15 protein-coding genes are annotated in these 13,828 nt (G+C 59.0%); 8 read left to right on the top strand and 7 right to left on the bottom strand.

The genetic code is table 11. From position 1 onward, the window contains the following. Nucleotides 1-27: 27 nt before the first annotated feature. The 4 genes from AC1D2P_RS28115 to pdxR form a co-directional block, all read right to left on the bottom strand. Nucleotides 28-738, bottom strand: a complete 711-nt coding sequence (locus AC1D2P_RS28115; protein ID WP_223525483.1) for an ATPase — start codon at nt 736-738, stop codon at nt 28-30. A 229-nt stretch (nt 739-967) separates the two neighbouring features. Further along, nucleotides 968-1,381 (bottom strand): cupin domain-containing protein, encoded by a 414-nt coding sequence (locus AC1D2P_RS28110; protein WP_109786520.1) that lies wholly within the window; start codon nt 1,379-1,381, stop codon nt 968-970. Between the two features lie 283 nt (nt 1,382-1,664). Next, on the bottom strand, nt 1,665-1,958 hold the full coding sequence (locus AC1D2P_RS28105) for an antibiotic biosynthesis monooxygenase family protein (protein WP_046032158.1): 294 nt from the start codon (nt 1,956-1,958) through the stop codon (nt 1,665-1,667). Nucleotides 1,959-2,081: 123 nt separating this feature from the next. Continuing rightward, nucleotides 2,082-3,515: a MocR-like pyridoxine biosynthesis transcription factor PdxR gene (gene pdxR / locus AC1D2P_RS28100; RefSeq protein ID WP_477811695.1), complete on the bottom strand. Its 1,434-nt coding sequence runs from the start codon at nt 3,513-3,515 to the stop codon at nt 2,082-2,084. A gap of 206 nt (nt 3,516-3,721) precedes the next feature. Here pdxR and AC1D2P_RS28095 point away from each other — a divergent pair, with 206 nt between their 5' ends. From AC1D2P_RS28095 to AC1D2P_RS28085, 3 genes are all read left to right on the top strand, one after another. Then, the gene (locus tag AC1D2P_RS28095; protein ID WP_046032160.1) at nt 3,722-4,162 is read left to right on the top strand and encodes a carboxymuconolactone decarboxylase family protein; all 441 of its coding nucleotides are present in this window, start codon (nt 3,722-3,724) and stop codon (nt 4,160-4,162) included. A gap of 87 nt (nt 4,163-4,249) precedes the next feature. Then, nucleotides 4,250-5,170, top strand: a complete 921-nt coding sequence (locus AC1D2P_RS28090; RefSeq protein ID WP_046032161.1) for a LysR family transcriptional regulator — start codon at nt 4,250-4,252, stop codon at nt 5,168-5,170. 92 nt (nt 5,171-5,262) lie between these two features. Then, entirely contained in the window at nt 5,263-5,784 is a 522-nt protein-coding gene (locus AC1D2P_RS28085; protein WP_109786518.1) for a GNAT family N-acetyltransferase, read from the top strand. A 1-nt stretch (nt 5,785) separates the two neighbouring features. Here the strand turns inward: AC1D2P_RS28085 and AC1D2P_RS28080 are convergent, their stop codons facing one another. Then, nucleotides 5,786-6,478 (bottom strand): aspartate/glutamate racemase family protein, encoded by a 693-nt coding sequence (locus tag AC1D2P_RS28080; protein WP_046032163.1) that lies wholly within the window; start codon nt 6,476-6,478, stop codon nt 5,786-5,788. 240 nt (nt 6,479-6,718) lie between these two features. Here AC1D2P_RS28080 and AC1D2P_RS28075 point away from each other — a divergent pair, with 240 nt between their 5' ends. Beyond that, nucleotides 6,719-7,228, top strand: coding sequence for a hypothetical protein (locus AC1D2P_RS28075; protein WP_460163956.1), 510 nt, complete (start codon nt 6,719-6,721; stop codon nt 7,226-7,228). A gap of 120 nt (nt 7,229-7,348) precedes the next feature. Here the strand turns inward: AC1D2P_RS28075 and AC1D2P_RS28070 are convergent, their stop codons facing one another. After that, entirely contained in the window at nt 7,349-7,570 is a 222-nt protein-coding gene (locus AC1D2P_RS28070) for a CcoQ/FixQ family Cbb3-type cytochrome c oxidase assembly chaperone (protein WP_109786516.1), read from the bottom strand. Between the two features lie 15 nt (nt 7,571-7,585). Beyond that, nucleotides 7,586-9,013, bottom strand: a complete 1,428-nt coding sequence (ccoN, locus tag AC1D2P_RS28065) for a cytochrome-c oxidase, cbb3-type subunit I (protein ID WP_477758153.1) — start codon at nt 9,011-9,013, stop codon at nt 7,586-7,588. Between the two features lie 422 nt (nt 9,014-9,435). Here ccoN and AC1D2P_RS28060 point away from each other — a divergent pair, with 422 nt between their 5' ends. The 4 genes from AC1D2P_RS28060 (at nt 9,436) to AC1D2P_RS28045 (ending at nt 13,666) form a co-directional block, all read left to right on the top strand. Next, nucleotides 9,436-11,109: a nitrite/sulfite reductase gene (locus tag AC1D2P_RS28060; protein WP_477758152.1), complete on the top strand. Its 1,674-nt coding sequence runs from the start codon at nt 9,436-9,438 to the stop codon at nt 11,107-11,109. Then, nucleotides 11,106-11,585 (top strand): DUF934 domain-containing protein, encoded by a 480-nt coding sequence (locus AC1D2P_RS28055; protein ID WP_477758151.1) that lies wholly within the window; start codon nt 11,106-11,108, stop codon nt 11,583-11,585. Before AC1D2P_RS28060 ends, AC1D2P_RS28055 begins: the two co-directional genes overlap by 4 nt. Before the next feature lie 230 nt (nt 11,586-11,815). Beyond that, nucleotides 11,816-12,625 carry a DUF6694 family lipoprotein gene (locus tag AC1D2P_RS28050; protein WP_477758150.1) on the top strand — a complete coding sequence of 270 codons (810 nt, stop codon included), beginning with the start codon at nt 11,816-11,818 and terminating at the stop codon, nt 12,623-12,625. 72 nt (nt 12,626-12,697) lie between these two features. Further along, nucleotides 12,698-13,666 (top strand): hypothetical protein, encoded by a 969-nt coding sequence (locus tag AC1D2P_RS28045; protein WP_477758149.1) that lies wholly within the window; start codon nt 12,698-12,700, stop codon nt 13,664-13,666. Nucleotides 13,667-13,828: the final 162 nt, after the last annotated feature.

Raw genomic sequence — 13,828 nt, 5'->3', positions numbered from 1 at the left:
GGCTTGCCCGCGACAAGGCCACTAGCCTTAATATAATTTTTGGCTAGAAGTGTTATCTAGCATGGATACTTTATCTGTCGGCCTGGTCAATAAATTACTGAGCGACTGGTCAAACTTCTGCAATGCCCTAACTTGAACATTCTGTTGCTCGTTAATGTCCGCGACTATCTCTTCAGTGCGTTTAAAGTCGGCCCAGACCGGAGTCAGTGCTTTAGCATCATGCCCTTGTGCCGTGCCAATGTAGTTGAAGTTCGCATCATAGAAATCGGCACTGACATCAGCCGCTATATCCGAACTGCGCGAGGTAATCAATTGACTGCGGCTGTCGACAATGGCGATCACATCCGGTTTCGCCGCCCTCAGGCTTTGCATGTCCGGGTACACCGTGACCGAGCCAAACTGCCGCCCCAGGGATGCCTTGACCCAATCCACAGCCAGGTCGGGTTGGGAGGTGCTGACGTAGGCGTCGTGAATCGGTTGAACCAGCAGGCTCTGGCCGAAACCGGTGCCGGCGTTGGCCTGATAGTCTTGAAGGTAGGAGCGGTTGGCCTGGGTGTTTCGGCTGTAGACAACGCCGAGCGCAACGTTATGGCCATTGTTTACTTGCGTGGCGTTGCTGCGACCCACGGGCTCAGGCAAGAGACCGTCCAGGTAAGAGACGGAAGTTGGCGCCGTGGGGATCGAGCAGCCAGATAAAAGAGCAGTCATTGTGAATGCACTGACAAGCACACGTTTCATGGTGTATCTCCAGTGAAACAACTTGAGTCGGAAAGCTTAAGTTGCCGAGTAGTGTCGGCGGTGATTCCAGACTAAACCTGTCGTTGCAAAAGAAACTAGCCAGTAGATGAGCTTATGGGTACGGCAATAGTTTTGTTTGGTTTAAAAGCGTTCAGTTAATGACGCCTGGAAATAAAAAGGCCCGAATGTCTCATTTGGGCCTGTTTATTTATGGCTGGCGTTACAGCTATCAGTTTTCCAACGGGATCAAAACTTTCTCATCGGGTGCCAATACCATGAACACCAAGAGTTTGGCAGGCTGGGTGGCACTGGCATTCTTCGACACCAAATGTTCCGACCCGGCCGCTTCATACCAATACTCACCGGCCTTGTAGGTTTTCGGCTGCTCACCTTTCACTTGAGAAACTATCTCCCCCGATATCACGTAAGCCATGGCGGTGCCTTCGTGCTTGTGGGCGATGGAAGACTGGCCTGGCTCGTAGTCCACTTCAATCATCAGCGCCTTTTTATTGGGCACGTTCTTGAGCATTTGGTCCTGCAATACCGTGACCTTTTCAGACGGGCCTTCGTGAGCAAGGGCGGCGGCCGAAACAGTCAGGGCGAGGGCAGCAAGGGGGGCAGCAAGGAAACGCAAAGCTTTCATGGTTTATCACCTGCGGTGGTTATCGTCTGGAGCAACGATAGTCCGCAGGGCAGGGCAATCAAACAGCCAATATTCGCGAAGGCGAGGGGACCAATCCAACGAAAATCTGTAGCAGCTGCCGAGCAGCGCGAGGCGGCGTTCGGCTGCGCAGCAGTCGTAAAACCTGAACATGTGATATTCCTGAAACACCGCATCGCCAAATCTCACGACTGCTGCACAGCCGAACGCCGCCTCGCGCTGCTCGACGGCTGCTACGAGGCGGGTGCGGTGGGTGCTTGGGGTTTTAGCGGATCGGAAAGCTGTTGAAATCCACGGCATTTGCCAATTGGTTGTCAATCAGACCGATAAAACCCTGAACTTCGGGGCAATTGAAATGCGAGTGCATGGCCGCTTCCGATTGCCAGCGAGCGCTGACGGTCCAGCGGTTGGTGTCCTCGGGGCAGCGGTCGACCATATAGGAGTCGCAGCCCGGTAGTTCACGCAGGGTTTCGACAATCTTTTGCAGTTGCTTGCCCAGTTCATCCGAGCGGCCAGCGACGGCCTGCACCTGTACGGTATTGATCACTTCTTGGGACATTGCTCACACTCCTGAATCAGGCCGGACGAATCCTGCTCATTGAGGGATAACGCTTATGCAGGATAGGCCTGCTGCTGCGGACCACCAATAGCCAATCGCCCGGTAAAGGCGCAGACCAATCTGTCAGGCAACCTGCTGCAAAATGTCGCGCAAACGGTCCAGGGCCGTATCGATGTCCAGGGTTTCAATGGCGCCAAAACCCAGCAACAGCCCGGCCTGCGGCGTCTGCTGAAAGTAAAAGGCCTCGATGGAGTAGAGCCCGACTTCGACTTTTTTTGCCAGTTCTATCACCAACGGAAGATCGATAGGCACTTTGCACATCACCACCATGTGGAACCCGGCCGTGGTGGGCACCGGCTCCAGCCACGGCGACAGGTCGCCCGCCATGCGCGCCAGAATCCGTTCGCGACGCCCGGCATAAATCGTATGGCAGCGCCGGATATGCTTGAGCAGGCAGCCCTCGGCGATGAATTTGGCCAGCGCCCACTGTGGCAACGTGGACGTGTGCAGGTCGGTGAGTTGCTTGGCGCGGATCACCGCTTCGAGAATCGCCGGCGGCAATATTGCATAACCGAGGCGCAATTCCGGCAGCAAGGTTTTCGAGAAGGTGCCGACGTAAGCGACGATCCCGCGCTCATCCATGCTTTGCAGCGAATCCGTGGGGCGGCCCTCGTAGCGAAACTCGCTGTCGTAATCGTCCTCGATAATGATCGCGCCCAGTTCATAAGCCCGTTCCAGCAGCGCCACCCGACGCTCCTGGCTCATCGGCAAACCGAGCGGGAATTGATGCGACGGCGTGACGTAAATCAGCCGTGTGCCGAGGGGGATTTTATCCACCTGAATGCCTTCGGCATCCACCGGCACACCGATCACCGTGGCACCGTGCGAGCCGAACAACAGGCGGGCCGGCGGGTAGCCCGGATCTTCCATGGCGACAATGCTGCCGGGGCGCGTCATCACCCGGGAAATCAGGTCCAGCGCTTGTTGCGCGCCATTGCACACCACCACGTCTTCGTCCTGACAATTGACCCCGCGCGAGAACGCGATGTGCCGCGCAATGGCATTGCGCAGCGCCGGCAGGCCTTCGGGCAGGCTGTAGAAACCTTTGGAGCCGGCAATCTGGCGCAAGGCGTGGGAGGTGCAGCGTCGCCAGTCATCCTGCGGGAACTGGCCCTTGCTGGTGGCGCCGCCAATGAAGTCATAACGCAACGACCCTTCCAGCGTGGGGTGACGCAGGAACACCGGCAGATTGCGCCAGGATTCAATGACGTCGTAACTCGCCAACTCGGTATGGCTTTGTTTGCGGGCGATTTTTGCCGGTCGGGCATTCACGTAGGTGCCTTTGCCAATCACCCCGGTGAGGAAATTTTCATAGGTCAGCTGCGCGTACGTGTCGGAAATGGTCTTGCGCGATATCCCCAACTGTTCGGCCAGCAAACGACTGGGCGGCAGCTGCGTCCCGGCGGCCAGGCGTCCGGATTCGATGGCACTGCGCAGCTGGTTGTACAACTGGCCTGCCAGGTCCTTGCGGMCGTTGATGACAACGTGAAGTTCCATACCGTTGGGGCTCCAGGGGCAAATTGAGGCGCGTGTGCGTCGCGCCAGATTACCCGCATGGGCGGCTGCGCAGAAGTTGCGCAGTGGAAAAACCGGGGATTGGTCTGGTGCCGAGTGGTGCGGGGGTATTTCGCAGAATTGGATCTGTCACACCGCGGCCTCGACGACTACCGTGAAAAAACATCATCGCTTCACGAGGTCGCCCCATGAGTTCCCGCCTGGATTACTACAGCGCATCGCCCAAAGCGATGAAAGCGATGATTGCCATGGAAGCCTTGACCAGCAACCTCAGTATCGAACCCGCGCTGCTGCACCTGATCAAAATCCGCGCCTCGCAACTCAACGGCTGCGCCTTTTGCACCGACATGCATTCAGTGGATGCACGGCGCCTGGGCGAGACCGATCGTCGCCTGTATTCGATCGTGGTCTGGCGCGACAGCGGCTTTTTCAACCCCAGGGAACGCGCAGCACTGGCCTGGACCGAGGCCGTTACCTTGCTGTCTGAAAGCCATGTGCCCGACGACGTCTACGCCTTGGCGCGCGAGCAGTTCAATGAAGGCGAGATGGTCGACCTGACGATTGCCGTCACCACCATCAACAGCTGGAACCGCCTCGCCGTGAGTTTTCGGCAAACTCCCGGCGGCTGAATCGATTTTCCCTCCCCGGTGTCACATCAGGTTCATAAACGCTGCGCAGGATGAGGTTTTCAAGGATCGATCGACAAGGAGTCATTGATGTCATTCATGGAGTCCACTCGCGCTGCTGGCATCGACCCGGTGTTGGCGCAGTCTTTCAGGGTAAGCGCCCGTTGCGGGTGCTTCATGCAGGCCGCCCGCAGCCTCAATATCAAATCCACCCAGTTACGCAAACATCTGGTGCAGCTTGAAGCGCAGTTGCAGTGCACGCTGTTCAATCATCAGGACAGTGGCCTGGCCCTGAGTCGTGACGGGTTGGCGCTGCAGGCACAGTTGATCGCCCTGGCCCACGAGCGCGATGCGCCGGTGATAGAGCAACCGTTGATTCGCCTGGCGGTGGCGGAGTCGATTCTGCACGACATACTCGGCCGCGATCTGGTCGCTTTGTTGCGACGCAATGCCAGTGTGCGTCTGGACATCATCACCCTCGACAGCGAATTGGCCCTGCAAGCGGTCAGCGCGGACGTAGTGCTGTGGCTGGCCGGCCCGGATTCGCCGCTGCCCGGTCCGAGTTTCGCCGTCAGCGAGCCCCGGCGGCTGGCGCGTCTTGAATACCTGCCGCACATCGCCAAACGCTATTCGCGCGTCGCGGCGCGGCCTGACAGCCTCGATGACCTGGCCGACTTCCTGCTGGTGCAATGGCAGCATGACCGTCAGGTCGAGAGTTTTCGGCCATGGAACAGTGTGGTCGATCAGCGTCTGGCCGGCGTGGTGCACTTGCATTCTTATGAGCTGATGCTGGAGATGATCCGATGCAGCGCTTGCATCGGCTTGCTGCCGCGCTACATGAGCCAGTTTGACCGTGGACTGATTGCATTGCCGGGGTTGTTCGAACAGCCGATGCAACGTCAGGTGTGGATGGCGGCCAACGCCGAAACACAGGGAGAGGGCGACGTGCAGATGATTGTCGAGTTGATCCACAACACCTTCAATGAGCGCCGGGAGTGGTTCGAGAGCTGAACGCGGTCAATTGTAGGCGTGAGCAGGCTCACGCCTACAGGAAGTAGCGTTGTACAGTAAGCGGCCATGTCTGCATCAAGGATGAATCACCCATGCCCGTCACCGAACCGTTTATCACCCTCGAACGTTTCAGCGAATCCCATATTGAGGGTGTCACCGCGCTCTACAACGACCCGGCCATTACCCGTCAGGTCCTGCAAATGCCATTTCAATCCACCGAGATCTGGCGCCAACGCCTGGCCTCGGATAACGAGCGCCTGGTGAAACTGGTCGCGCTGCATCAGGGCTCGGTCATCGGCAACATTGGCCTGGAGCAGTTTTCGCGGATCCGCCGCAGCCATGCCGGCAGTATCGGCATGGGCGTCGCGGTGGCATGGCAGGGTAAAGGCGTGGGTTCGAAGCTGTTGGCGGCGGTGCTGGACATCGCCGACAACTGGATGAATCTGCAACGGGTCGAGCTTTCGGTGTACGCCGACAACGAAGCCGCCATCGGTCTGTACCGAAAGTTCGGTTTCGAGACCGAAGGCCTGTTCCGTGACTACGCCGTGCGTGACGGCCGACTGGTCGACACCTTGAGCATGGCGCGTCTGCGTCGCACGCTTAACGCCGATTGACTCAGTCGCCGAGTGCGAACGCCACCGCCGCCTGCGCATGCAGTTCGGTGGTGTCGAGCAGGGGCAGGGCGCTGTGTTCGGGTTTGATCAGCAGGCCGATTTCGGTGCAACCGAGGATGATCGCCTGTGCACCGCGCTGGGTCAGCGACTCAATCACCTGCTGATAGACCTCGCGCGATGTGTCGCTGATCACGCCGACGCACAATTCGTCGTAGATGATCCGGTGCACCGCCTGGCGTTCCTCGGCTTCTGGCACCAGCACTGTCAGCCCCATTGCGCTCAGGCGATCCTTGAGAAAGTCCTGTTCCATGGTGAACGCAGTCCCCAGCAATCCGACCTTCAACGTACCGGCATCGACCGCCGCTTGACCGGTCGGGTCGGCGATGTGCAGGAACGGAATGTTGATCGCGGCCTGAATCTGCGCGGCGACCTTGTGCATGGTGTTGGTACACAGCACCACACACTCGGCACCGCCCGCTTGCAGCCGTTGCGCGGCATCCACCAGAATCGCCGCCGCATCGTCCCAGCGCCCGGCGTGCTGGGCCTGTTCGACCGGGCCGAAGTCGACGCTGTACATCAGCAGTTGCGCCGAGCGTAGCGGCCCGAGCTGGTCGCGGACCTGTTGGTTGATGAGGCGATAATATTCGGCGCTGGACTCCCAGCTCATGCCGCCGATAAGGCCGATGGTGCGCATTGGATCTCCTCAAGCGATGATCTGTGTCGGAAAGTCACCCGAGGATCGAGTGTCCCTAGGTTCGTGGGCGGATTCCAGCGGAAAACAACTGTACCGCCGATCTTTCAGTGAAGTGTCATGGTGTCTTTTCTGACGCGAGTTCGGGCGGCGCAAGAGGCCGGTGGACTTTTACGTACGTCATCGGCGTGGATCTGCCATGCTCAATGTCCGCAGCACCGCTCCAACGAAAGGAACACCGCAATGGACGACGTACAGCAACTGGGCGAGATGCTTCGCCACTACGCAGAAAGTGAAGCGCACAAGAAGCAACTGTTTGAATCGCAATCGGCGGTTTGGGCGACGCGTATCGGTGAGTTGTTCGATCAGATCCAGCAGTGGCTGGAACCGGTCCAGGCGCCCAATCTGTTGGAAGTGAGTCGTGAGGTGTATGTCGCTTCAGGGCCGAGCGTGCCGGTCGAGACGTCGATGTTCAAGACTGAGAAACTGTCAATTGTCATCGCCGGCAAGCCGGTGGAGTTCGTGCCGGATGTAATGGGTGCTGGCGGTCAGATTTCATTGGCGGTGATGGGGCTGACGGCTGCGCGCTATGGCAGCGTGTCGCTGGTGTGCCTGCCGCCGTCGACCAGTTGGCAGTGGCGCAAGACCAACGGCTTGAAAGACCCGGACACGTTTGCGTTCGATGCAAACTTTCTGGCGCAGCAGTTGCAGCTCCTGATTCCGCGCGATCGCGGCCAGGTCCTCCCTGACTGACCCAATCCCCCGTGTAGGAGCCGAGCTTGCTCGCGATGACGGGCTGACAGACAACATTGATGTTGGCTGGAATGGCCGCATCGCGAGCAAGCTCGGCTCCTACAACGGACAGGTGGTGGGTCAGATGTCGAGGTTGATCCAACCGGGCTTCACCTCTTCCGGCGCCACTGCATTCACAACCTTCCCGGTGGCCAGTTCCACCCGCCGCGCCACCTCGGGGTCGTCGGCAAATGGAATCAGGCTGGCATCCTCCAGACTCTGCGGCGTCTGCCGCTTGAGGCTGTACTCAACCCCCAGCCAAAGCACTGATACGACCATCGCATTCAACAGAACTTCATACATGTATGGCTCCTTGCCTCAGGCAAACTGCGCTTCACGTTCAGCCATCGTCACGTCCGCCACCCGCACCGTGCGCCAGGTGTTGTAGGCCATCAACAGCATGCCGCTGAGGAAGAACACGCCACCGATAAAGCGCACCACATACCCCGGATGGCTGGCCTGCAAGGCTTCGACGAACGAATAGGTCAGCGTGCCGTCGTCGTTGATTGCACGCCACATCAAGCCCTGGGTAATGCCGTTGACCCACATCGACGCGATGTACAGCACGGTGCCGATGGTGGCGAGCCAGAAGTGCGCGTTGATCAGGCCGATGCTGTGCATCTGCTCGCGGCCGAAGACTTTCGGCACCATGTGGTACACCGCGCCGAACGTGATCATCGCCACCCAGCCCAGTGCCCCGGCGTGCACATGGCCGATGGTCCAGTCGGTGTAGTGGGAGAGGGCGTTGACCGTTTTAATCGCCATCATCGGGCCTTCRAACGTCGACATGCCGTAGAACGCCAGCGACAGCACCAGAAACCGCAGGATCGGGTCGGTGCGCAATTTATGCCAGGCGCCCGAGAGCGTCATCATGCCGTTGATCATCCCGCCCCAGCTCGGCGCCAGCAGGATCAGCGACATCGCCATGCCCAGCGACTGCGCCCAGTCCGGCAATGCGGTGTAGTGCAAGTGGTGCGGACCGGCCCAGATGTACAGGGTGATCAGCGCCCAGAAATGCACGATGGACAGGCGATAGGAATACACCGGGCGCCCGACCTGTTTGGGCACAAAGTAATACATCATCCCGAGGAAACCGGTGGTCAGGAAAAACCCCACCGCGTTGTGCCCGTACCACCACTGCACCATGGCGTCGGTCGCCCCGGAATACACCGGATAGGACTTGAACCAGTCCACCGGAATCGACAGGTGATTGACCACGTGCAACATCGCAATGACCACGATGAACGCGCCGAAGAACCAGTTGCCGACGTAGATATGTTTGGTCTTGCGCTGCACCACGGTGGTGAAAAACACGATGGCGTAAGCGACCCAGACCACGGTCATCCACACCGCGCCGCTAAACTCGATCTCGGCGTATTCCTTGGTGGTGGTATAGCCCAGCGGCAGGGTGACCAGCATGATCACGATCACCGATTGCCACCCCCAAAAAGTGAATGCGGCCAGGGTGTCGGAGTACAGCCGCACCTGGCAGGTGCGCTGTGCGGCGTAGTAACTGGCGGCAAATTGCGCGCTGCCGGCAAAACCGAAAATCACCAGGCTGGTGTGCAACGGGCGCAAGCGGCCGAAGGTGGTCCACGGCAGGTCGAGGTTCATCTCGGGCCATACCAGTTGCGAGGCGATCCACACCCCCATCGCCATCCCTATGACACCCCATACGATGGTTGCCACGACGAATTGGCGCACGACCTTGTAGTTATAGGCCTGTCCGATTGTTGCTGTGCTCATGGTCAATGCTTCCACGGTTGCAAAGTCTTGCCAGGCCACCCGGCCTGGCAGGTTGTCGACTGTAGAAACCCTGCCTGAAACAAAACAGACTCAGAAAAACCAAAGTTATGCGGATCAGATGCGAGGTTTGCCTGCGGTCATCTGCTGCGCTCTGATACGGTTTTTTAGTGTTTACCTGAATCTGTAACGCACTGCGCCGCAGGTCCATAGTCGACCCACAAACACCGCCCCCCCCTGTAGCAGCTGTCGAGCACCGCGAGGCAGCGTCCGGCTGCGCAGCAGTCGTCAAACCATGCGACTCGGTCTGTCAGTTGAACCGCGTGCACAGGATTTACGACTGCTTCGCAGCCGGACGCTGCCTCGCGGTGCTCGACAGCTGCTACAGGTGCAGAGCGTGCGAACAACCCTGATGAGGTAGCCAGATGTATCAGTACGATGACTATGACCGGGCCCTGGTCTTCGAACGGGTTGCGCAGTTTCGCGATCAGGTCGAACGCTTCATGGCCGGCGAGCTGAGCGAAGAAGAGTTCCTGCCGTTGCGTTTACAGAACGGTCTGTACATGCAAAAGCACGCATACATGCTGCGCGTGGCGATTCCCTACGGCACGCTCAGTGCCGGCCAGATGCGTACGCTGGCGAGCATCGCCCGGGATTACGATCGCGGTTATGGCCACTTCACCACCCGGCAGAACATGCAGTTCAACTGGATCGAGCTGGCTCAGGTGCCGGACATTCTCGAACGCCTGGCGCAGGTGCAAATGCATGCGATCCAGACGTCTGGCAACTGCGTGCGCAACATCACCACCGAAGCGTTCGCCGGTGTGGCGGCGGACGAGCTGATGGACCCACGTCCGCTGGCGGAAATCTTGCGTCAATGGTCGACCATCAACCCGGAATTCCTGTTCCTGCCGCGCAAGTTCAAGATCGCCATCTGTTCGGCGGAGCAGGACCGCGCCGCCATCATGATGCATGACATCGGTCTTTATCTTTATCGCGATGACCATGGACAAAAGCTGTTGCGGGTCATTGTGGGTGGCGGGTTGGGGCGCACGCCGATCCTTGGCTTGCAGATCCGCGAGGGCTTGCCGTGGCAGCATTTGCTGTCCTATGTCGAAGCGGTGCTGCGGGTTTACAACCGCCACGGTCGGCGGGACAACAAGTACAAGGCGCGGATCAAGATACTGGTCAAAGCCCTGGGGATCGAAGCGTTCGCCAAGGAAGTGGAGGAGGAGTGGCAGTACCTCAAGGACGGGCCGGCGCAGTTGACCAGCACCGAGTATGAGCGTGTCGCCAGTGCTTTCGTGGCCCCCGACTACCGTTCACTGCCCGACATTGACCTGGAATTTGGCACACGCCTGGCCGAGAACCCGGCGTTCGCGCGCTGGGTCACCCGCAATGTTCAACCGCACAAGGTCGCGGGTTACACCAGCGTGGTGCTGTCGACGAAACCCGGGATCGCCTCGCCACCCGGGGATGTGACGACSGAGCAAATGCAGGCCGTGGCCAAGTGGTCCGAGCAATTCGGTTTCGGTGAAATCCGCATCGCCCATGAACAGAATATCGTGCTGCCGGATGTGCCSAAGGCGGATCTCCATACGCTGTGGTGCCTGGCCTGCGAGCAGGGGCTGGGTTGCGCCAACGTCGGTTTGCTGACCGACATCATCGCTTGCCCCGGCGGCGACTTCTGCGCACTGGCCAATGCCAAATCGATCCCGATTGCCCAGGCCATTCAGGCACGTTTCGAGGACCTGGATTACCTTCACGACCTGGGCGACATCAGCCTCAACATTTCGGGTTGCATGAATGCCTGCGGCCACCACCACATCGGCAACATCGGCATTCTGGGCGTCGACAAGAACGGCAGCGAGTGGTACCAGATCACCCTCGGCGGCAGCCAGGGCAAGAACAGTGCGCTGGGCAAGGTCATCGGCCCGTCCTTCAGCGCCACCGAAGTACCCGAGGTAATCGAGCGGATCATCGACACGTTTGTCGATTACCGCGAGAGCGAAGAACTGTTCGTTGACACCCTGCTACGCATCGGTCTTGAGCCGTTCAAGGAGCAGGTGTATCCGAAGGTACTGGAGGTGACGGCATGAACAATCTGCTGCGACTGGAGGAGGGTGTGGCGCGGATTGTGGCTGACGATCCGTGGGTGCTGGTCAGGGACGAGGAGGGTGAAATGCCTGCCGGGTCACTGATTTTGCCGTTGAACCGCTGGCTGCTCAATCCTGCACAGCATGCGGTGTGGCTGGGGCCAGATGATGAGGTGGAACGCCTTAAACCATGGTTTGAGACGCTGCCGTTGATTGCCCTGGATTTTCCGAGCTTTCGTGACGGTCGCGGTTACAGCCAGGCGTACTTGCTGCGCACCCGAATGGGATGGACCGGTGAACTGCGCGCGGTTGGCGATGTGCTGCGCGATCAACTCAGCCATATGCGCCAATGCGGGTTCGACAGCTTCGCGGTGCGCGAAGACAAATCGGCCGAGGATGCGCTGAAGGGGTTGGCCGGGATGAGCGTGTTGTACGGCCGTTCGGTGATTGAGCCTCGGCCGTTGTTCAGACGACGCTGACAACACACCATTTTGTAGCAGCTGMCGAGCCTGCGAGGCTGCGTYCGGCGACGCAGTCGTCGTAAACCCTKCGAATGCGGTTTTCCTGTYACACCGCAGAGCCTGATTTCACGGCGACTGCGTCGCCGAACGCAGCCTGGCAGGCTCTGCAGCTGCTACAGGGCGTGTTTTTGCTTGGGCCAGTGGTGGCATTTTGGTAGAGTCCGCGCATTCTCAAAAAGGAGTCGGGTATGCGCAGGATGTTCGCGGTAGGGTTGGTGACATTGATGTTGGCCGGTTGTGGTGGTCCGAAACTGGACGGCACTAGCGATGAGAGCCTCACTTCATCGCTGGATAAAGTCACGGCAGACCTGCCGCAAGACAAGAAAGCCCAACTCCTGGAAGATTTGAAACTCATCACCTTCAGCAATATCGGCGAGGCCTTGAGTGGCCAGATATCGGCGGAGCAGGCCAAAAATAACGTGCGCACCACGCTCAACGGAAAAACCGCTGAGGACGTCGCCGTCATCGCCGCCAATCTGCGCACCGAACGCGCATTGAAGGAAAAGCAGCAAGCCCTCGCCGAGATCAAGCAACTGCAGGACATCCAGCAGGCGGCCCAGATTGCCAAGGTAGAGATGGCGAAGTTCCAGATTCTCAAGTCGGAATTTTATTTCACGGAGAAGAACAAGAATTCGGCGGCGCCGCACGGTCAACCGGTGGTGGTGGCCAAGGTCAAGAACGGCACGACGTTCTCCATCGCCCGCGTCGGTTTCAAAGGCACCGTGGCCAGCGCGGGCCGCGCCACGCCATGGTTCGTGGGCACCGTTGAATTGCCGATTCCTGGCGGTATCGAGCCGGGCGAGTCACCTACCTGGGAAATTACGCCGAACCAGTTCAGCGAATGGGGCAAGCTTGATGCGCCCGCAGAAGCATTGTTCAGCCTGGAAATCATCAAACTCGTTGGGGCCGATGGCGCCGTGCTGTTCGATGCCAGTGGCCTGACCCCGCAACAAACCGAGCGCTTGCAAGCGCTGCAAAACAAATACGCCGTTAACTAATCACTGGCATTTTCGGAACCCGCGTCAGCGGGTTTTCGGCTGCATGGAAGAAACAGAGAAAGGAGTCTGGCCGTGAGTGTGGGCAAGAAGGTGTTGGGGCTGATCGCGCTGTTGCTGATGTTGGCCTTGTGGGGCAGTTACTTTTATCTGTTTCAAGAGGACCGCGAGGGCCAACTCGCGGGGGCGCGAGACAGTTACGCCTGGTGCGGCACACCGCCGGCCAGTGATGCCGCCACTTTGGGCAAGGATCGCCTGACACTGCGCATCACCAACAATGTGCGTGGTGAGTTCGCACTCGCGGGCACTGTCATCGTCTCTGAGCGAACGTTTGATCGATATGACCTGGGCCGCAACGAACTGCGGCTGCGCCTGGAACCGTTGCAGTGGTCTTACGGCGACACCCCGGTGTTTCTGGAGCAGGTCAAAATCAAGCCCCTGAGCCGCAACCTGTCGTCGCTCAACAAGAGTGCCTATGCCGAACTCGAACTCCGAACGATCGGCGTTCAGGGGAGGGCGACGGACTTCCCGTTCGACACTTACCGCTACGGTTACAAGCCGGTGTTGTATTACCTCAAGGGCAACGAGCGCATCGACCTGAATTTCAAGCACATCACCACCAGCATGGAGATGTCGAACACCTTTACGCCGATTCAAAAGTACAACCGCGCGGAGTACATCAACGAGAAAAACTCGCTGGCGCGCGAGGAAGACTACAAACCGTATGCCGCCAATGAGTGTGCGTTCAGTGTCGAGCGCAAGGGCTCATTCAAGGTGATTGTCCTGCTGTTGCTGCTGGTGATCTGCCTGCCGCTGCTGCACGTGTTTTATCGCGACGAGCCGGGTATCGACTTTCTGGCGACGCTGGTCAGCGTCGGGGCAATACGGGTGTTTTTGGTGGGGCCGCTGAATGACTTCCAGCTGTACAAAATCGACTTTTTGTTTGCGGCGGCGATTTTGCTGGTGGGGACGGTGTCGCTGATCAAGGCGATGCGAGCCAACAGTCGGCGGGAGCTGGCGTTGAAGAGTGGTTCTTCGTGGTAGTCCCACGACCCGTGTAGCAGCTGCCGAGCCCGCGAGGCTGCGTTCGGCGACGCAGTCGTCGTAAACCCGGCGAACGCGGTTTCCTGAAAAACCGCATCGTTTGATTTCACGACGACTTCGTCGCCGAACGCAGCCTCGCAGGCTCGGCAGCTGCTACAGGCG

The sequence above is a fragment of the Pseudomonas sp. P1_F1_2 genome, from assembly GCF_056405815.1.
The sequence above is the reverse complement of the archived record's forward strand: the minus strand, read 5'-3'. Positions and strand labels throughout refer to the sequence as shown.

Excerpts from the sequence above, each read along its gene's own strand:
- AC1D2P_RS28115 (WP_223525483.1), bottom strand. The coding sequence starts at position 738 with ATGAAACGTGTGCTTGTCAGTGCATTCACAATGACTGCTCTTTTATCT.
- AC1D2P_RS28110 (WP_109786520.1), bottom strand. The coding sequence starts at position 1,381 with ATGAAAGCTTTGCGTTTCCTTGCTGCCCCCCTTGCTGCCCTCGCCCTG.
- AC1D2P_RS28105 (WP_046032158.1), bottom strand. The coding sequence starts at position 1,958 with ATGTCCCAAGAAGTGATCAATACCGTACAGGTGCAGGCCGTCGCTGGC.
- AC1D2P_RS28095 (WP_046032160.1), top strand. The coding sequence starts at position 3,722 with ATGAGTTCCCGCCTGGATTACTACAGCGCATCGCCCAAAGCGATGAAA.
- AC1D2P_RS28090 (WP_046032161.1), top strand. The coding sequence starts at position 4,250 with ATGTCATTCATGGAGTCCACTCGCGCTGCTGGCATCGACCCGGTGTTG.
- AC1D2P_RS28085 (WP_109786518.1), top strand. The coding sequence starts at position 5,263 with ATGCCCGTCACCGAACCGTTTATCACCCTCGAACGTTTCAGCGAATCC.
- AC1D2P_RS28080 (WP_046032163.1), bottom strand. The coding sequence starts at position 6,478 with ATGCGCACCATCGGCCTTATCGGCGGCATGAGCTGGGAGTCCAGCGCC.
- AC1D2P_RS28075 (WP_460163956.1), top strand. The coding sequence starts at position 6,719 with ATGGACGACGTACAGCAACTGGGCGAGATGCTTCGCCACTACGCAGAA.
- AC1D2P_RS28070 (WP_109786516.1), bottom strand. The coding sequence starts at position 7,570 with ATGTATGAAGTTCTGTTGAATGCGATGGTCGTATCAGTGCTTTGGCTG.
- AC1D2P_RS28055 (WP_477758151.1), top strand. The coding sequence starts at position 11,106 with ATGAACAATCTGCTGCGACTGGAGGAGGGTGTGGCGCGGATTGTGGCT.
- AC1D2P_RS28050 (WP_477758150.1), top strand. The coding sequence starts at position 11,816 with ATGCGCAGGATGTTCGCGGTAGGGTTGGTGACATTGATGTTGGCCGGT.